At 71.0% G+C, this 17,567-nt stretch carries 17 protein-coding genes; 7 read left to right on the forward strand and 10 right to left on the reverse strand.

What is annotated here, in order from left to right:
- Positions 1-15: 15 nt before the first annotated feature.
- The 3 genes from MJ604_RS18250 to MJ604_RS18260 are packed head-to-tail and all read right to left on the reverse strand — an operon-like array spanning position 16 to position 2,518.
- Positions 16-954, reverse strand: a complete 939-nt coding sequence (locus MJ604_RS18250) for an AAA family ATPase (protein WP_243060015.1) — start codon at positions 952-954, stop codon at positions 16-18.
- 57 nt (positions 955-1,011) lie between these two features.
- The gene (locus tag MJ604_RS18255) at positions 1,012-1,515 is read right to left on the reverse strand and encodes a hypothetical protein (RefSeq protein ID WP_243060016.1); all 504 of its coding nucleotides are present in this window, start codon (positions 1,513-1,515) and stop codon (positions 1,012-1,014) included.
- 1 nt (position 1,516) lies between these two features.
- Positions 1,517-2,518 carry a CBASS oligonucleotide cyclase gene (locus tag MJ604_RS18260; RefSeq protein ID WP_243060017.1) on the reverse strand — a complete coding sequence of 334 codons (1,002 nt, stop codon included), beginning with the start codon at positions 2,516-2,518 and terminating at the stop codon, positions 1,517-1,519.
- An 824-nt stretch (positions 2,519-3,342) separates the two neighbouring features.
- On the opposite strand from MJ604_RS18260, the gene MJ604_RS18265 reads away from it, so the two are divergent.
- Positions 3,343-4,149, forward strand: coding sequence for a MarR family transcriptional regulator (locus MJ604_RS18265; RefSeq protein WP_243060018.1), 807 nt, complete (start codon positions 3,343-3,345; stop codon positions 4,147-4,149).
- Here the strand turns inward: MJ604_RS18265 and MJ604_RS18270 are convergent.
- Genes MJ604_RS18270 through MJ604_RS18280 form a run of 3 tightly spaced genes read right to left on the reverse strand, consistent with a single transcriptional unit; the run spans position 4,146 to position 7,277 of the window.
- Positions 4,146-5,309, reverse strand: coding sequence for a trans-acting enoyl reductase family protein (locus MJ604_RS18270; RefSeq protein WP_243060019.1), 1,164 nt, complete (start codon positions 5,307-5,309; stop codon positions 4,146-4,148). The two genes, MJ604_RS18265 and MJ604_RS18270, sit on opposite strands and share 4 nt — an antisense overlap.
- A gap of 13 nt (positions 5,310-5,322) precedes the next feature.
- Positions 5,323-5,922, reverse strand: coding sequence for a hypothetical protein (locus tag MJ604_RS18275; RefSeq protein WP_243060020.1), 600 nt, complete (start codon positions 5,920-5,922; stop codon positions 5,323-5,325).
- On the reverse strand, positions 5,919-7,277 hold the full coding sequence (locus tag MJ604_RS18280; RefSeq protein WP_243060021.1) for an MFS transporter: 1,359 nt from the start codon (positions 7,275-7,277) through the stop codon (positions 5,919-5,921). The genes MJ604_RS18275 and MJ604_RS18280 overlap by 4 nt, the downstream gene beginning before the upstream one ends.
- 39 nt (positions 7,278-7,316) lie before the next feature.
- Between MJ604_RS18280 and MJ604_RS18285 the strand changes: the two genes are divergently transcribed.
- The 3 genes from MJ604_RS18285 to MJ604_RS18295 all read left to right on the forward strand — a co-directional run bounded on the left by MJ604_RS18285 (position 7,317) and on the right by MJ604_RS18295 (position 9,035).
- Entirely contained in the window at positions 7,317-8,222 is a 906-nt protein-coding gene (locus MJ604_RS18285; protein WP_243060022.1) for a DUF1838 family protein, read from the forward strand.
- 200 nt (positions 8,223-8,422) lie between these two features.
- Positions 8,423-8,626, forward strand: coding sequence for a cold-shock protein (locus MJ604_RS18290; protein ID WP_243060023.1), 204 nt, complete (start codon positions 8,423-8,425; stop codon positions 8,624-8,626).
- Positions 8,627-8,687: 61 nt separating this feature from the next.
- Positions 8,688-9,035, forward strand: coding sequence for a TraR/DksA C4-type zinc finger protein (locus MJ604_RS18295; RefSeq protein ID WP_243060024.1), 348 nt, complete (start codon positions 8,688-8,690; stop codon positions 9,033-9,035).
- A gap of 4 nt (positions 9,036-9,039) precedes the next feature.
- On the opposite strand, the gene MJ604_RS18300 is transcribed toward MJ604_RS18295, so the two are convergent.
- Entirely contained in the window at positions 9,040-9,705 is a 666-nt protein-coding gene (locus MJ604_RS18300) for a TetR/AcrR family transcriptional regulator (RefSeq protein ID WP_243060025.1), read from the reverse strand.
- A gap of 85 nt (positions 9,706-9,790) precedes the next feature.
- Here MJ604_RS18300 and MJ604_RS18305 point away from each other — a divergent pair, with 85 nt between their 5' ends.
- Genes MJ604_RS18305 through MJ604_RS18315 form a run of 3 tightly spaced genes read left to right on the forward strand, consistent with a single transcriptional unit; the run spans position 9,791 to position 14,507 of the window.
- Entirely contained in the window at positions 9,791-11,422 is a 1,632-nt protein-coding gene (locus MJ604_RS18305) for an NAD(P)/FAD-dependent oxidoreductase (protein ID WP_243060026.1), read from the forward strand.
- Complete coding sequence (locus MJ604_RS18310) at positions 11,419-13,356, forward strand: acetate--CoA ligase family protein (RefSeq protein ID WP_243060027.1); 1,938 nt, start codon at positions 11,419-11,421, stop codon at positions 13,354-13,356. The genes MJ604_RS18305 and MJ604_RS18310 overlap by 4 nt, the downstream gene beginning before the upstream one ends.
- Complete coding sequence (locus MJ604_RS18315) at positions 13,344-14,507, forward strand: acyl-CoA dehydrogenase family protein (RefSeq protein ID WP_243060028.1); 1,164 nt, start codon at positions 13,344-13,346, stop codon at positions 14,505-14,507. Before MJ604_RS18310 ends, MJ604_RS18315 begins: the two co-directional genes overlap by 13 nt.
- A gap of 61 nt (positions 14,508-14,568) precedes the next feature.
- On the opposite strand, the gene MJ604_RS18320 is transcribed toward MJ604_RS18315, so the two are convergent.
- From MJ604_RS18320 to MJ604_RS18330, 3 genes are read right to left on the reverse strand one after another with little or no spacing between them, the layout of a single operon-like run.
- Entirely contained in the window at positions 14,569-15,627 is a 1,059-nt protein-coding gene (locus tag MJ604_RS18320; protein WP_243060029.1) for an MBL fold metallo-hydrolase, read from the reverse strand.
- Positions 15,628-15,636: 9 nt separating this feature from the next.
- On the reverse strand, positions 15,637-16,443 hold the full coding sequence (locus MJ604_RS18325) for an SDR family oxidoreductase (RefSeq protein ID WP_243060030.1): 807 nt from the start codon (positions 16,441-16,443) through the stop codon (positions 15,637-15,639).
- Complete coding sequence (locus MJ604_RS18330) at positions 16,440-17,519, reverse strand: diacylglycerol kinase (protein WP_243060031.1); 1,080 nt, start codon at positions 17,517-17,519, stop codon at positions 16,440-16,442. Before MJ604_RS18330 ends, MJ604_RS18325 begins: the two co-directional genes overlap by 4 nt.
- Positions 17,520-17,567: the final 48 nt, after the last annotated feature.

Genomic DNA, 17,567 nt, shown 5'->3' on the forward strand with positions numbered 1-17,567 from the left:
TGAAGGAGCCTCGGTTCAGGTGGCGGGCCGGTCCTGGAACGGCGGGGTCGCGGTCATGTCCTCGGCGATGGCGAGGATGTGATCGGCGGTGAGGGCCGTGTCGGGGTAGGCCTCGAGGATGGCGCTGGGGACCAAGCGCTGGGTCAGGTCCGAGTAGGTGAAGCCCGGCTGCCCGACGGTGCGCTCGCCGGTCACCAGGACGAGCTTGTCGATGGCGTCGCTGTTGAGGTCGAAACCGGAGAGGGCGTCGGCGAGGACCGCGCGGCGCTGGTCGGCGTCGGGGCGGTGGAACTCGAAGATGCCGGCGGCGCGGCGACGGACAGCGGGGTCGAGCGCGGCGAGGCGGTTGGTGCACATGACCACCAGAAGCGGGATGCCCGAGCCGGCGAAGTCGTCGATGCCCGCGAGGAAGGCATCGACGCCGGCGCGGTCCTCGTGGTGCATCTGGCTGGCCTCGCGGGACTGGACCAGGGCGTCGGCCTCGTCGATCACGAGGATGGTGACGCCGCGGAGGCGGCCGTCGGCGCCGCGGCCGAGCTTGGCCTCGCGCGTCACGGTGGCGAAGGCCTCGGCGATGAGGGTAGTCATCTCGCCCACGTGGCCCGTCCCGCGTGCGGAGAGCTTGAGCCGGTACAGGGTCACCGGGACCTTGAGGTGGTCGGCGAGGTCGCAGCCGAAGCTCTCGGCGAGCGCGGACTTGCCGGAGCCGACGTCGCCGGCGAACACGAGCAGGGGAGCGCGGTCACGTAGAAGGGTGAAGGCCTGATCGTTGCTGTTGAGGCCGCGGTGGTGGGTAGCCGCCCAACGAGTCAGGACGTCGGGGTCGGCCAGGACCGCGGCCTCCTTGCGCAGGCGGCTCTTGACGTCGTCGAGACCGACGAGCCGGCGGTAGCGCTCGTAGCGGACATCGTCGGGAAGCTCGATGACGGGGTGGAAGAGATCGGTGTCGCTCATGAGGTGCTCCGAAGGAGTCATGGGAAGGCGAGGGTCTGAAGCTCGCCCTCCCGGCGGTCAGATGGCGCTGTAGAGGCTGCGGTCCAGGCCGTGGCCGCCGCGGGAGTACTGGCTGTTGCTGCCGTACGAGCCGGCGTAGGCGGTCGGCTCGGTGCCAGGGGTCCGGTCGATGGGCAACGCCGCCTTGAAGGCGGCACGGTCAGTGGCCGTCAGGTCGTAGAAGGCGTCGTTCTGCCGCAGGAAGCTGTGGAACTCGTACGGCGCAACGTCGAGTGCGCTCGGGAGCCCGCCAGGGACGTCGTCGCGCAACTGACCGCCAGCGACGGCGGTGTAGCGCAGCCGCAGCTTCCACTCCTCGCCGTTCTTGAATCCGAAGTCGACATAGTCGAGGTAGCCCGCCTTCAGGTACTGCGCGGTTTCCTCGACGAAGTCGGGGATCTTGTCCAGCCGTGGATGGCCGTAGCGGGCGTTGAGGTTGCGCAGGTCGGCGCCGAGCTTGCTGGCGATGTAACGAGCCTCGGTGATGGTGAAGGTCGCGGTGCGGGTCTGGGAGTAGGTCATCTCAGGCCACCGAGAAGGTCGGACCGAACAGAGTGCGCCAGGCGTCGACGGCGGTGCCCTTGCTGCCGGTGGTGCTGGCCCAGACGACCTGGTCGAGGGCCTGGCTGCATCGGTCCACGATCCGCTGCCGGTCGTAGTCGGTGTAGCCGCGGACCACGTTGTTATCGGGGTTGACCGGGTCCCAGACCTGCATCGCGTCGTGGCTCGCCTTCACCTGGGAGGCGGTGTAGAAGTCAGTGAAGATGATCGGCGTCTTCAGTCCGGTGGTGACGATGTAGCCGAGGATCTGCTCGAACGCGCGGGGGTAGTTCTTGACCGCGAGCGGCTCGCCGTTCCAGCCGTGGTCGTAGAGGTGGGCGACGAGGAGCTCGACGAGGAAGCTCTTGAAGCGGAGCTCCTGCCCGGTGGCAGCGGACTCGTCCTTGATCCTTCGGATGAACTGCTTGAAGAGCCGGATGAGCTCCTTGAGCTCGGGGCCGGCGACGCGGGTGCGGCTGTTGAGGAACTCCAGGTGCTGGGTGACCGAGGTGAGGACCCGGTCGCCGGACTGGGTCACCAGGTGGCCGCGGTCGTCGGGCTCGTCCTCGTAGAGCACGGGGGCGACGTCGATCTTGAGGCCGGTGCCGTGCATGGTGATGCCGACGGCGTGGTGGGAGACCTTGAAGTCGTCGGCGTCCTTGGTCTTGCCGTAGACCTCCTTGCACCGCTCGAGGAGCCAGTTGAGCAGCTGGGCTTCCTGGACGTGGATGCCGCCGACGGCAGAGGCGCGGACGTAGGCGGCGACGTCGGTGTCGGAGCTGGTCTTGATTGCAGTGTGCTTGGCGACGCTGCCGGACCCGCGCATCTTGACCAGGTCGTAGTCGGGATGGCTGGCGATATAGGTCTCGAGACGGGCGCGAAGGTGGGCGACCTGGGCGCGGCGCGCCTTTGCCTTCTCCTTGGGGACGTTGACCTTCTCGACGGCGTACGTCGAGAGGGCGTCGTGGTCGACGTGGTCGTGCACGATGGCGGTTCCTCTCTAGTGTCATGAACGGACGTCCAAGACGTAGAGGCGAGGGACGGGTGATCCTGATCTCGCGGGGAACTCGCGCCGTACCCGTGCGTAACCGCACCGGGTGCCCTACTGTGGCTAGCGACCAAGCAACACCACGTAGGCCCTGGATCAGACATCGCGTCGACCCAGGGCCTTCGTCTTGTCCGGTGTTTAGTTGTGTCGAGGTGGCTCGCCCCGCATTACACGATGTTCGGGGAGCCGCCAAATCAGCACTCTACCTTGCGAAGTGCCAGAACTGCAGCGGTGGAACTACGCAACTGTCGTTATCCACAGGATCGCCGCCCGCAGCGATGGAACGCTAGATGTGGGGTCAGTGCATGCGGACTGTCCCAGATCTTGCGGTTGATGGGTCTAAGCGTGCAGTCACTTGGCCTCCCACTGGCAACATGGGTATCAGTGGTTGCAGATGGCGCTTGGGTGGCAGCGGGATATCCACAGGATCTTCAGAAGAATTTTTACCTTCCTTGGGCGAACCGGTCCACCAGACCGTCCCTGATCAGGCCTTCGATGCGTAGCCAGACCTCCCCATGCCCTCGCCGCCGAGACCTCGCACGTCGCCGGCATCGACTAGCCCATAGTGGGCGAAGTGACACGTCGCGCCGCCGGCCATCACCCGCCCGGAGTCTTCTCGACGTCCGATCGGTCGCAAGCCCGGCGCGGCGACGGTCTCGCTGAAGCCGTTCTTCGAATCGGAGCGGTCGCGGCTGCTGTCGTATCGCGTCGGGCCTGTTCGTCGTACTGGTGAAGGCCACCACGACCACAGGAGTTGCACGATGCCCGTCGCCCGCCGCATGTTCGACCTCACCGAGCCGATCTCGTTGGTCAACTTCTTCACCGACGAGCCCAACGAGGCGATGGCCGCGCTCGGGTTCCGCGGCTACTGGGACGGCTACTTCGCCGGTCGCTCGGCGCCGCTCGGGCGGGTGCCGGCCGAGGTGGTCGACGCCGCGTTCTACAGCTTCGGTCCGGGCGAGGTGGCTCGGCACGTCCCGAAGATCTGGGGCACGACCACGCCCGAGGCGGCGCACGCCGCTCGCGAGCGCGGGTGCGTGGCGGCGCTGCGGCGGATCCTCGGCGAGGCTCCGGTGCGTGCGGCCGACCTCCTCGCGAAGGCGTCCGTCAGCGCACCGGTCGAGGGACGAGTGATGTACGCCGGCCTGCGCGCGCTGCCGATGCCCGAGGAGCCCATGGCCCGGCTGTGGCACGCGGCCAACATGCTGCGCGAGCACCGGGGTGACGGCCACATCGTGGCGCTGATGACCGAGGGGATCGGGGGCATCGAGGCCCACGTGCTGGGCGCCCTGGACGCGGGCATCTACCCGGCGGAGTCGTTCGGCCGCATCCACCACCTGCCGCCGGCGTTCCTGGCGACCGTGATGGACGGGCTGCGCGAGCGCGGGCTCCTCGACGAGTCCGGCCACTTCACCGCCGCCGGACGCGCGACGAAGGAGCGGATCGAGTCGCTGACCGACGTGCTGGCCGAGGCGCCGTATACAGCGCTGACGCCCCTCGAGATCGACGAGCTGACCACCCTGCTCGAGCCCATCGCCAAGACGCTCCGCGAGGCGATGGAGCTCTAGGAGCGGACGACCTCGAAGCGCACCCCAGCCCGCTCGAGCCGGGCGGTCAGGGCGGTGCCCATCGCCTGGGCGGTGGTGACCTGGCCGGCCGTGGGCGGGTTCTCGTCGAGCGCCAGGCACAGCGCGCTCTCGGCCAGCGCGATGCCCGACAGGTCGTAGGGATCCATCCCGCTCACCCGCGTGTGGACGACGTCCGGGCCGCTCTCGGCCACGAAGTCGACGGTGAACGTCGAGCGGCCGCGCACCTCGTCGGAGGGACCGGCCCCGGACGGGAGCCGCCGGATCAGGAACCGGCGTACCGGACCGATCTGCGCGGCACCGAGCGCCACCCCGATGCCGGCGAGCGCACCCACCAGCACCGGCGCGTGCCGGATGCCGGCCACGTGGGAGTAGGAGAAGTCCGGGCCGTACTCGGCCAGCGCCGCGCCGCTGCGCGCCACGATCTCCTGGTCGATGGCGGGCAGCGGGAGCAGCCAGTAGCCGAGGAGCTCGTCGCGTCCCGGCCGCAGCGTCACCGGCCTCGCCTGCCGACCGTCCGCGGGGGCGGGTTCGGCGGCGGCCCGCTCGCGCGCCGCGGCCCGCATCTGCGGGATCCGCGAGGCGACCCCGAGCAGGGAGGCGAAGGTGCCGCCGGAGACGCTGCCCTCGGCGCGTACGACGCCACGCAGCCGGACCGGGCGATCGGCGCTGGGCAGCTGGCGGACCGTGAACAGGGCGCCGAGGTCGTGCGGCACGGAGTCGAAGCCGCAGGCGTGCACGAGCCGGGCGCCGCTCGCGACGGCGGTGGCGTGGTGGCGCAGGTAGGTGCGGTCGACGAACTCCGGCTCGCCGGTCAGGTCGACGTAGTCGGTCCCGGCCTCGGCGCAGGCCGCGACCAGCGGGTCGCCGTGCTCGAGGTACGGCCCGACCGCCGCGATCACCACGCGGGACCGCTCGGCGAGCGCGCGCAGCGCCGCGGCGTCGTGGCTGTCGACCACCACCAGCTCGACGTCCGCGGCCTGCGGTGCGAGCCGGTCGCGCAGGGCGGTCAACCTGTCGAGGCTCCGGCCGGCCAGCGCCCAGCGCAGGTCCGCAGGGGCGGTGCGGGCGAGGTGCTCGGCCGCGAGGGCTCCGGTGAAGCCGGTCGCGCCCACGAGCACGACGTCCAGGTCACGGGTCACGGGCAGATGCTAGTCAGACGAGGTCGCGGACACGGTCGATCAGGGAGTCCTTGACCGCCTGCGTCACCGCCGCCTCGACCTGGGCGTTGAGCTCGTCCTGGTCGTTGACGTTCGCCAGCAGCTCACGGATGTCGAGGTCCTCGATCGCGCGGGTGAGGACGTCGTCGGTCCGCAGCGCGGAGTCGACGACCGAGTCGGGGATCGCGCGGATCAGCGTCTCCAGCCAGCCGTCGAGGTCGGCCTGGTCGAGGGCCTCGTCGACGAGCTCCGAGGCCGGCGGCAGCGAGCCGTCGTCCTGCATCTCGTCGACCGCGGCGAGCAGTCCCTCGCGCAGCGCGTCGACCTGGGCGTCGGTGGGCTCGCCGTTCTGAGCGAGGTCGAGGACGAACGCCTCGCGGCTGACGCCGAGGATGCACGCGGCGTTGTCGACGCCGACGAGCACGAGGTTCTCGGTGAGGCCCTCGATCCCCTCGGACTGCGAGTCGACGGGGCGCTCGGCGCACGGGTCCGCGGACGGCAGCGGTTCGTACGACGCGCCGCCGTACGCGAGCTGGACGCCGAGGACGGCGACCACGAGCACGACTGCGAGGATCGGCAGGCCGAGGCGTCTCATGCCGGCCTCCGGCGGTGCGGGACCAGCACGGTGACGAGGCCGAGCAGCGCCAGGCCGGCGCCCACGAGGAACGAGTCGCGGAACGCCCGGGTGACCGCGCGCTCGACCTGGTCGGCGAGGTCGCGCTCGAGCTGCGCCGCGGCCGCGCGCGACTCGGGGGCGAAGTCGGCCTCGACGAACGCGCGGTGCAGGTTCGGCACCTGCTCCTGCTGCTCGGTGAGCTCGTCGCCGAGCGCCCGCGCGAGCGTGACCTTCTCCTGCGCGGTCAGCGGCGCGTCGAGGACGAGCGAGGTGATCGCCTCCTGGGCCGGCACCTGCGCGTCCTGCAGGTCGCCGACGAACACCGGCGTCAGGATCGCGAGCCCGACGACGACGCCGAGGTGCCGGGCGCTGATCGTCCAGCTCGCGTGCTCGACGCGCGGCACCCGGAGGTGCATCGCCTGCGCGGTGAGCTGGTCGAGGGTCAGCCCGAGCCCGAGGCCGATCAGCGCCTGCGGCGCGACCGTCCAGCCGAGCTCGGCCGAGGGCAGCAGCGCGAGACCGACCAGGCCACCGGCGATCAGGAAGCTCCCGGTCGCGACCTCGACCTCGGACGTCGGCTGCAGGAGCCGGGCCAGCGGACGGGCCGCGAGGGCCGCGACCGGTACGACGGACACGGTGATCGCGGCGGCGGCCGGGGAGTGCTGCCAGCCGTCGACGAGCAGCAGCACCAGCAGGAACAGCGCCGCGGTGAGGGCGGCCGACAGGAATGCCAGCGTCAGGTTGGGGCGTACGGCGGGCCGGTGCCGCACCGGGCCCGCAGGGTCGGGGGGCGGCGGTGGCCCGGAGCGCACCGCGAAGGCGGCCGGCACCGCCAGCGCGGCGATCGGCACCTGCACGTAGAAGATCGACTGCCACGAGAACGCCTGCGTGAGCAGGCCTCCGGCGAACGGACCGGTGGCAGTGCCGACGACACCGGCGGTGATCCAGGCCGCGATGCCGCGGCGTTCGCCGTACACGAGCACGAGCAGCTCGAGGCACCCGACCAGCGCCACCGCGCCACCCAGCGCCTGCACGCACCGCGCGGCGATCAGCACCTCGATCGACTGCGCGATCGCGCACCATGCCGACGCGCCCGCGAACACCGCGATGCCGACCGCACCGAGGATCCGCGGGTCCGCGCGCTTGAGACCGACGGCGGTCGGTACGACGACCAGGCCCAGCACGAGGTTGAACGAGATCAGCACCCACGCGACCGCCGACACGGTCGTGTCGAGGTGCCGGAGGATGTCGGGCAGCGCGAGCGTGACGACCGCGGAGTCGGCGAGCACGAGCGCGACCGTCACCGCGAGCAGCGGTCCCACCACGCGGTTCACGTCGCCATCTTGGCAGGCCCCGCTGCTAGCGTCCGCGCCGTGACCAACTCCGTCCCGCTCGATCTGGCGGCGTCGCCGCGCGACAACCTCTACGCGTTCGGCAAGACGTGGGGCACGTTCAGCGAGGACCCGCTCGTCTCGACGTTCCACGGCGCGATGTACGCCTCGATCGGGACGAAGCGGCTGCAGCCGCTGTTCGGGTACGCCGGCACCGGCATCACCAAGGTCCGCTTCGTCGGCGAGGGCGCGGACGAGCGCCTGCAGATGCGCGGCAAAGAGACCGGCTTCTTCTACGACCTGCGCACCGGCGAGGTCATCGAGACCTGGGACAACCCGTTCACCGGCGAGCCCGTCGAGGTCTTCCCGTTCCTCAACGACAAGATCGGCGGCGAGCTCACGCTCGAGATGCCGCGCCTGTACGTCGGCGACGCCGAGGAGCACGGCGTCGCGATGAACGAGAACGTCGACGCGAACGCCGACGGCTCGCTGCCGTTCATCCTCCCGTGGGCGGTGTACGGCGACGAGGTGCTGCTCGAGTGGGACTACGCCCACGAGTACCCGAACCCGGTCACGCCGTCCGGCTGGCCCCGCTCGTCCACGGGCGAGCAGATCAACCCCTCGGAGCACTTCGTCATCTACACGTCGAAGGCCGAGCTCGAGGACCGCGACCTCGCCTCCGCCCACTTCCGCGCCGGCTTCTCCCGCGTCTCGCCGTTCTGGCCGTGGATGCGGATGGGCGGCTCGGGCCTCGAGGGCGGCGTGATGACCGGCCGGCTCCACTCGCGCAAGACGATCCGCGGCCTCGACGACGTGCCGCCCGCGATCCGCGCGTACACCGAGAAGCACCACCCGTCGTACTTCGAGGCGCCGGCCGACTGGGACGTCTCCGGCCCGATCCTGTCGTCGTGGGAGGCCTACTCCCGCGACACCCCGCGCGAGGCCTGATCTCGCCAAAACGACGTTCGCCCGCCCGGTGGCGTACGCTGGTCCTGTTGAAGGGACGGCTCACCTCGTCGTCCTGGTCGCACACGATGTCGCGGCCCGTATCTCGTACTCCTGGTTTTCGGTTCGCTGGACATCAGCACGGCTGGATGGCTTCAGCACCTCGTGGGCACCGTGCCCCGACACCGAACAAGGGATTCACCATGGCAACCGGCACCGTCAAGTGGTTCAACGCTGACAAGGGCTTCGGCTTCATCGCTCAGGATGGCGGCGGCGACGACGTGTTCGTCCACTTCTCCGCGATCCAGTCCAACGGCTTCAAGTCGCTCGACGAGAACCAGAAGGTCGAGTTCGACCTGACCCAGGGCCCGAAGGGCCCGCAGGCGGAGAACGTCCGCATCTCCTGATCCATCCCGAAGGGCCCCGACCGCACCTGCGGTCGGGGCCCTTCGTGCGTGACGATGAGGTATGGACCCGGTGCGAGCTCGTCTCCAGACCGAGCGCGACGAGACGCTGCGGCGGCTCGCGAACCTGACCGACGACTTCCAGGCGATCGTGGCGGCGTCCCAGGACACGAACGCCGACGACGAGCACGACCCCGAGGGCGCGACGATCGCGTTCGAGCGCTCGCAGGTGTCGACGCTGGCGCGGGACGCGCAGCGGCACCTGTCCGAGATCGATGCCGCGGTGGAGCGGGTGGACGCCGGCACGTACGGCGTCTGCGAGACGTGCGGGCAGCCGATCGGCGAGGGGCGGCTGGAGGCGCGGCCGACGGCGCGGCTGTGCATCCGGTGCGCGGAGCGGCGTACCCGCTAGGCGATCAGCCCTTCTTCTTGGGCTTCTTCCTCGGCTTCGAGCGGCGCGGCATCGGGTCGAGGCCGAGCTTCTCCTCGGCGTACTCGATGGCGATGTCGTAGGCGAGGGCAGCGTTGATGTCGGGGTCCTTCAGGGCGACCTGGGTGGCGATGCCGTCGAGGAGCATCGTGAACGTCAGCGCGAAGCGCGGCACGTCCAGGTCGGCCGGGACCTCGCCGGACGCCTGGCCGTCGCGGAGGACGCCCTCGACGAGGTCGCGCCACTTGCGGTCCTGGCCGATGCGGGCCTCGCCGACCTCCTCGTGCCGGAAGGCGGTGGCCCAGACGTCGAGCCAGAGACCCCAAGCACCGTTGACCTCGCCGTCCTCCTGTGGGACGCAGCACCACTCGACGATCGTCGAGAGCCGCTCGCGGAAGCCGGCGACCTCGGCGAGCATCTCGGCGGCGGCCTCGTAGAACGACTCCTCGGAGTAGCGCAGCGCGTCGACCAGGAGTCGGTCGCGGGTGCCGAAGTAGTAGATGACCAGACCCGAGCTCGAGCCGGCCCGCTTGGCGACGTCCGCGATCCGGGTCTCGCCGAACCCGCGCTCGCTGATCAGCTCGGCGGCCGCCTCCAGCATCGCCCGGCGACGGGCCTCGTTGCTCTCCGTCGCGGGTGCCGCCTCAGCCATGAAATCCAGTCTTTCGCACGGGTCTTCTGCTCTTGTCACGACCCTAGCACCTCGTTAGATTGAACAGTCAGTCAAGAGGAGTGACATGGCGAACGAGTACGACGCGATCGTGATCGGCGGTGGCCACAACGGCCTGGTGGCGGCGGCGTACCTCGCCCGCTCCGGAGCGCGCACGGTCGTGCTCGAGTCCCGCCACAAGATCGGTGGCGCGGCGACGACCGAGCAGCCGTGGCCGGACGCACCACACCTCAGCGTGACCCGGCTGTCGTACGTGATGAGCCTGATGCCGCCGACGATCGTGCGCGAGCTGAGCCTCGAGCGGCACGGCTACAAGGTCCACCCGATGGGGCCGTACTACCAGGCGTTCCCCGAGGGCGGCTCGCTCACGATCTACGAGGACGACGAGGCGCGGACGTACGACGAGATGGCGCGCTGGTCCAAGAAGGACGCGGACGCGTGGCCGCGGTGGAACGCCTGGCTCGCCGGGCTCGCCGACGTCATGGGTCCGCTGCTCACCCGGGTGCCGCCGACCATCGGCTCGCACAACGCCGCCGACATGGCCGATCTGGCCAGGCTGGCGTGGGGATTCCGCGGCGTCGACACCCGCACGGTCGCCGACCTCACCCGGCTGATGACGATGAGCATCGCGGACCTGCTCGACGACTGGTTCGAGTCCCCGCAGATCAAGGGTGCGCTGGCGGTGAACGGCGTGATCGGGACGTGGGCAGGGCCGTACGCGCCGGGGACGGCGTACGTCATGGCGCACCACTCGATCGGCGACGTCGGCGACGGCGCCGGGCTCGGCAGCTGGGGGTACCCCGAGGGCGGCATGGGCGCGGTGTCCGCAGCGATCGCCAGGTCGGCGACCGAGCTCGGCGCCGAGATCCGGCTCAACACCCGCGTCGACAGCGTCCTCACCACGAACAGTCGCGCCCGTGGCGTGGTGCTCGCGACCGGCGAGGAGCTGCACGCACCACTGGTCGTCACGACGCTGCACCCGAGGACCGCGTTCCTCGACCAGCTCGCGCGCACCGAGCTGCCCGAGGACTTCGTCAGCGACATCGAGCGGTGGAACACGCGTAGCGGCGTCGTGAAGATCAACCTCGCGCTCGCGGAGCTGCCGAGCTTCACCGCAGATCCCAGCACCGGCTTGGCGGAGCACCACACCGGATCGGTGGAGATGTCGCCGACGATGGAGTTCATCGAGCGCGCGTTCCAGGACGCGCGCGAGGGCCGCGCCGCCCTGCTGCCGTTCAGCGACGGCGTCATCCCCACGTCGCTCGACAAGACCCTCAACCCCGACGGCACGCACATCTTCTCGCTGTTCACGCAGTACGTCCCGCACGAGTGGAGCGAGGCGCCGCACACCGAGGAGCTCGAGGCCTACACCGACCGGATGATCGACCTCTACGACCAGGTCGCGCCCGGGTTCAAGGACTCCGTGCTGCACCGCGACATCGTCGGGCCGTACGAGATGGAGCAGGAGTACGGCCTGATCGGCGGCAACATCTTCCACGGCGAGCTCACGCCCGAGCAGCTGTTCCACATGCGGCCCGCGCCGGGGTACGCCGACTACCGCACGCCGATCGCCGGGCTCTACAACGGCAGCTCGGCGACGCACGGGGGCGGCGGCGTCTGCGGGATCCCCGGGTGGCAGGCCGCGCGGGCCGCGATGAGCGACCGGCGTACCCGCTGGCAGAGGGTGCTCCGACGTTGACGGCCGTCTCGGCGATGCTCGAGGCGCGCACGGTCGCGGTCGTCGGCGCCAGCACCCGGCCGGGCAGCTTCGGCGAGCGGATGGTCGGCGAGGTGCTCCGCTCGACCGGCGAGCGCCGGGTGCACCTGGTGAACCCGGCGTACGCCGAGATGGCCCCCGAGCTCGCCGCGCTCGACGAGGCACCGGACCTGGTGCTGCTCGGCGTCCACGACAAACGGCTCCCGGGCCAGCTCGCCGCGGCCGCGGAGATCGGTGCCCGCTCGGCCGTGGTCTTCGGCAGCGCCAACGGCGTCCGCGAGCAGCTCCGCGACATCGCGCGTGATGCGGGGATGGCGCTGTGCGGCGCCGGCTGCATGGGGTTCTGGAACGTCCGGTCCGGCCTGCGCGCGATGGGGTACGCCGAGCGCGAGTCGGTGCCGCGCGGGCCGATCTCGGTGATCACCCACTCGGGATCGGTGTTCTCGACGCTGCTGCGCACCCGACGCCGCCTGGGGTTCGATCTCGTCGTCTCGTCCGGCCAGGAGCTGGTCACCACCACCGCGGACTACGTCGACCACGTCGTCGACGCCGGCCGGACCAGGCTTCTCGCGCTGGTCGTCGAGACCGTCCGCGACGGCCAGCACCTCCGCACCTCCCTGCGGGCCGCGCGCGAGAAGGGCATCGAGGTCGTCGTGCTCCCGGTCGGCGGCTCGCCGCTGGGTGCCGCGATGGTGGCCGCGCACTCCGGGGCGATCGCGGGTGAGGACGCCACGTGGGAAGCGCTCTGCGAGGACACCGGCAGCATCCGCGTGCACGACCTCGCCGAGCTGACCGACACCCTCGAGCTCCTCGGGACGGTACGCCGCGGTCGCGGCACCGGCCTCGCCACCGTCCACGACTCCGGGGCCGAGCGGACGCTGCTGGCCGACCTCGCGCATGCGCACGCCGTCCCCCTTGCCGCGATCACGGACGCGACGAGGGCCCGGATCTCCGCCGAGCTTGACGACGGTCTCGAGGCCACGAACCCGCTCGACGTCTGGGGCGAGGGCCGCGACACCCGCGAGCTGTTCGGCGCCTGCCTCGCCGCCATGACCGACGACCCGAACGTCGGCATCACCGCGCTGGCGGTCGACCTCGTCGAGGAGTACGACGGCGACACGTCGTACCCGGACGCCGTGCTCGACGTCCCCGGTGGTCCGCTGGCCGTCCTGACCAGCGTGCCCGCCGCCATCGACGACGCCGCGGCCTCGCGGCTCCGTGCTGCCGGGATCCCGGTCCTGGAGGGGACGCGCAGCGGACTGCTCGCCCTGCGCCACCTGCTCCGCCCGCCCGCGCTGCCCGAGCGGACGGCGCCGCGCGAGCCGGCCGAGATCACGCAGCCCGCCTACCGCCGCGTCTCCTCACGCGAGGAGGCGCGCGCGGCCGCGCTCGAGCTCGGAGCGCCCGTCGTCCTCAAGACCGCGGATCCGGCCATCCACCACAAGACCGAGGTGCGCGGGGTGGTGCTCGGCCTGGACTCCGACACCGTCGAGGCGGCGTACGACGACCTCGCGTCGCGACTCGGCCCGCACGCGACCGTGCACGCGACCGCCCCGGCGGGGATCGAGCTGTCGATCGGGATCGTCCGCGACCCGCAGCTCGGGCCGATGGTCGTGGTCGCCGCGGGTGGCGTGCTGGTCGAGCTGCTCGCCGACCGCGCCGTCGCGCTGCCACCGGTGAGCAGGGACCGCGCCCGGAGCATGCTCGACCGGCTGAGGATCCGGCCGCTGCTCGACGGCTGGCGGGGCGCCCCGGCCGCTGACGTCGAGGCCGTGATCGACCTGGTCGTCGCGGTCGGCGACCACGCGGTCGCCGGGCACACGTTCGAGCTGAACCCCGTCGTCGCCTGCCCCGAGGGCGCCTTCGCGCTCGACGTCCTGCTGATCGAGACCGAGGAGACCCCGTGCACGGACTGAGCGATCGCGACCTGGAGATCCGGCGGAGCGCGGCCGAGCTCGCCGACAGCCTGATCCCGTTCGAGGTGGAGGCCGAGCTCGCGGGCGGCGTGCTCTCGCCGGAGCAGACCGAGAAGCATCACCACGAGGCGATCGCGCGCGGGCTCTACGCGACGAACATGCCCACCAGCGTGGGCGGTCCGGGCTTCACGACACTGCAGCAGGTGCTCGTCCAGGAGCAGGTCGGCCGGGTCACCAACGGGCTCGCGTGGTGCATGCACACGCCACCGCAGTGGTGGGTCGAGGTCGCGACCGAGGAGCAGCGCGAGCGCTGGCTGCTGCCGGCGGTGCGCGGCGAACGACACGAGTGCTACGCGATCACCGAGGAGCACGCGGGCTCCGACGTCAGCGCGCTCGAGGCGACCGCACGGCTCGACGGCGACGCGTACGTCATCAACGGCACCAAGTGGCACGTGACGTCGTACAACGTGGCCGACTACTGCTTCGTGCAGGCGGTGCTGCCCGACGGCGAGCACGCGCTGCTCGTGGTCGACCTGCCGACGGACGGCATCGAGGTCGTGCGGACGCCGGCGTACTCGCACCACATCGCCGACCACCACCCGATCGTGTCGTTCACCGACGTACGGATCCCGGTGAGCCAGCTGATCGGCGGCGAGGGCGACGGGATGACGTTCGCGCACGAGTGGTTCCGCTTCGAGCGGATGATGGTCGCCGCGCGCTGCGTGGGCGCGGCATCGCGGCTGCTCGACGAGATGACGGCGTTCGCGGGAAGCCGGATCGTCGGTGGGGAGCGGCTCGGCGACTACCAGCTGGTGGGCGCGATGCTCGCGGACTCGGCGACCGAGCTGTTCGGGGCGCGAGCGATGCTCTACGAGGTCGCGCGGTCCGTCGACGCGGGCGCCGACCGCAAGCTGCTGCACGGTCGCGCGTCGATGATCAAGCTCGCGTGCTCGGAGATGGCCGGTCGCGTGGCGGACCGCGCGGTGCAGGTGTTCGGGGGCCGCGGCTACATGCGCGAGAACGTCGCCGAGCGGATGTACCGCGAGCTGCGCGTCGAGCGGATCTGGGAGGGCGCGAGCGAGCTGCAGCGGCTGATCATCGCCCGCCAGCTGCTCAACCGCGGCCCCGACGCCCTGCTGGGCACCGACTGAGCGGGTCGTCCGCCTCTGGGCTGCCTCTCTGGGCTGCCTCTGGGCTGCCTCTGGGCCAACCTCAGGCGGACGAGCCGGGTGCCGAGAACAGCACGCCGCCGGGTGTCTCCTCCCGCGTGGCCTGGCCGCGCGCGACCAGCAGCTCGAGGTGCGCCTTGGTCTCCATCGAGGCCATGCCCTGGCTGAACTCGTCGAGCTCCTCGTACGCCTTCTCGTGGCGGGTCCAGCCGAGGTCGTGCGCGACCGAGAAGCCGGTGCGCGGACCGTTCGCGAGCGCGGCCAGGCTGAGCTCCAGGCGCCGGTCGTGGAACGCGAGCAGCTCGTCGACGCGGGCGTGCGACGACGGCGCGACCGGGCCGTGCGCGGGCAGGATCTGCAGGTCCGGCAGCCCACGCACCTTGGTCAACGAGGCCATGAAGTCACCGAGCGGGTCCGGCGTCGGCGGGACCGTGAAGCCGATGGACGGCGTGATCGTGGGCAGCACGTGGTCGCCCGCGAACAGCAGCTCGGCGGCCTTGTCGGCGTACACGTAGTGGCCAGGCGTGTGGCCCGGGGTGTGGACGGCGTCGATGGTCCGCGCGCCGACCGGGATCTGGAGGTCGCCCTCGAGCCAGGTGTCGGGGTAGGTCCACATCGACAGGTCCGGCGTCTCGCCGTCGCCCGCCGCCCAGAGCTCGGCGAGCTCGTGCGCGCCGGCGCTGCGGAGCACGTCGAGGAACGGGTTCTGGTCGAGGTGCGGGTCGTTGAGCAGGTCGAGCGCCGGCTCCTCGCCACGGCCGAGCGCGACGTCCGCGCCGTACTCGTGCCCGAGCACGGTCGCCAGCGTGAAGTGGTCGCGGTGCACGTGGGTCACCAGGAAGCGGCGGATGTCGCCGAAGCCGTAGCCGACGTCCTTCAGGCAGCGCTCCAACAGGTCGCGCGCGACCTGGATCGACCAGCCACCGTCGATCAGCGTGAGGCCGTCGTCGGTCTCGATGACGTAGACGTTGACGGCCTTGAGGCCGTCCATCGGCAGCGGCAGCGGGATCCGGTGGATGCCGTCGGCGACCTGCCAGGCCCCTTCCTTGCTCCAGTGCTCACCTGAGTCCGGGGAGATCGCGAAGGCGGTCGGCGTGCTCACCAAGCGACCCTACGGGGCGACGTCGGGGAACCCGAGGTCGAGGGTGGGTTGCTGGATGCCGCCGTCGATCTCGATCAGCTTGCCGGTGACGTACTGCCCGGCCTTCGACGACAGGTAGAGCACGCCCGCCGCGATGTCCTCGGGCTCGCCGACGCGGCCGAGCGGCGTCTTGCCCTCGAGCTGGCCCATGAGCTCCGGCTGGCCGGCGACGAACTCCAGCGCGCTGGTCAGGATCGAGCCGACGTAGATGCCGTTGACGCGGATCCGCGGCGACAGGTCCTGCGCGGCCATCTTCGTCCAGTGCGCGAGCGCGGCCTTGGCGGTGCCGTACGCGATGAACCCACGGTCCGCCGTGCGCCCCATCATCGAGCTGATCGTGACGACGCTCTTCTGCTTGCCGTCGTCGTCCTTGAGCATCAGGGGTACGGCGGCCTTGGTGAGCGCGTGCGCGGTGGTGACGTTGAAGCTGAAGGCCTCGTTGAGGAAGCGGTTGCTGGTCTGCAGGAACTCCTTCGGGAACGTGCCGCCGACGTTGTTCACGATCGTGTCGAGCCGGCCGAGCTCGTCGTACGCCGCCTGCGCGAGGCCGGCGACCGCATCGAGGTCGCTGAGGTCGGCGGGTACGACGACGCAGCGGCGGCCGGTCGCGCGCACCTGCTCGGCGACCACCTCGAGCTGCTCCGCCGTACGCGCGGAGATGAGGACGTCGGCACCGGCCTCGGCGAGCGCGACGGCGGTGGCGGCGCCGAGACCGCGGCCCGCGCCGGTGACGATCGCGACCTGGCCGTCGATCGAGAAGCGGTCGAGGATGCTCACGTCGCCACCAGGCCCTTCCCGGTGATGAGCGGCAGGTCGAGTGCGGTGACCAGGCCACCGGGTGCGGCGACGACGGCCGGGACCGCGTTCACGATCCGCTGCGCGGTGGTGATCATGCCGGAGACGTTGTGGTCGCCGTGCTCGCCGTGGTGGGTGAGGTCGCACTGCATGAACGGCTCGCCCTTGATGATCACGCGGTAGCCGCCACCGCCCTCGGCCGGCTGCGGCCACTCGGGCATCTGGTCGGGGTGGGTGCGCGTGACGTGCTCGACGACGACCCGGTCGACGCCGTCGACCTGGCCCCGGAGCTCGAAGCGGACCGAGCCGCGGGTGCCGGCCTTCACGTCGCCGGAGACCGACTCGGTGTCGAACGCGGCCGGCTGCTGGTCGACGTACTCGACCAGCGGCTCGTCGAGCACGATCCCGAGGCCGGCAGCGATCTGGCGCACGACGCTGCCCCACGCCATGCTCAGCAGACCCGGCTCCCACAGCAGCGGGCGGAAGTCCATCGGCCGGCCGAAGCCGAACATGTCGCCCATGACCACCGGCTGGTAGTACGTCGAGTAGTCGGCGATCTCCATCACCCGCACCTCGTCGATGCGCTGGCTGAGGCTGGTCAGGGCCAGCGGGAGCACGTCGTTCGCGAAGCCGGGGTCGATGCCGTTCACGTGCAGGCTCGCGCCGGTCTTGCGGCCCGCCTCGACGAGCCGGTCCATCATCTCGGGCGGGAGGATCCGCTCCGGCCACTGCAGCAGCACCGGGCCGCTCGACGTGACGTTGATGCCGGCCTCGACGAACCCGAAGAGGTCGTTGATGCACTCGAAGACCCGGTCGTCGGCCATCGCGGTGTGCACGATGCAGTCGGGCTTGAGGTCGATGAGCGCCTGCTTGTCGGTGGTGGCGAGGATGCCGAGGTCGCGGCCGAGCTCGGCGAGCTGCCCGGCGTCCTTGCCGTCCTTGGCAGGGTTGGAGACCCACACCCCGACCAGCTCCAGCGCGGGGTGGGCGTCGATCCCGGCGATCGCGTGCCGGCCGATGGTGCCCGTGGACCAGACGACGACTCTCAGTGGCTGCATGCCCGGCAATCTAGAACACGTTCTAGTGTGCTGGGAAGGGGTCGCCGC

Origin of the sequence: Nocardioides sp. SR21, from assembly GCF_022761125.1 — a bacterium.
Lineage (GTDB): Bacteria > Actinomycetota > Actinomycetes > Propionibacteriales > Nocardioidaceae > Nocardioides.

Coding starts and splice junctions, on each gene's coding strand:
- MJ604_RS18250 (WP_243060015.1), bottom strand. CDS start 954: ATGAGCGACACCGATCTCTTCCACCCCGTCATCGAGCTTCCCGACGAT.
- MJ604_RS18255 (WP_243060016.1), bottom strand. CDS start 1,515: ATGACCTACTCCCAGACCCGCACCGCGACCTTCACCATCACCGAGGCT.
- MJ604_RS18265 (WP_243060018.1), top strand. CDS start 3,343: ATGCCCGTCGCCCGCCGCATGTTCGACCTCACCGAGCCGATCTCGTTG.
- MJ604_RS18275 (WP_243060020.1), bottom strand. CDS start 5,922: ATGAGACGCCTCGGCCTGCCGATCCTCGCAGTCGTGCTCGTGGTCGCC.
- MJ604_RS18290 (WP_243060023.1), top strand. CDS start 8,423: ATGGCAACCGGCACCGTCAAGTGGTTCAACGCTGACAAGGGCTTCGGC.
- MJ604_RS18295 (WP_243060024.1), top strand. CDS start 8,688: ATGGACCCGGTGCGAGCTCGTCTCCAGACCGAGCGCGACGAGACGCTG.
- MJ604_RS18300 (WP_243060025.1), bottom strand. CDS start 9,705: ATGGCTGAGGCGGCACCCGCGACGGAGAGCAACGAGGCCCGTCGCCGG.
- MJ604_RS18305 (WP_243060026.1), top strand. CDS start 9,791: ATGGCGAACGAGTACGACGCGATCGTGATCGGCGGTGGCCACAACGGC.
- MJ604_RS18330 (WP_243060031.1), bottom strand. CDS start 17,519: ATGCAGCCACTGAGAGTCGTCGTCTGGTCCACGGGCACCATCGGCCGG.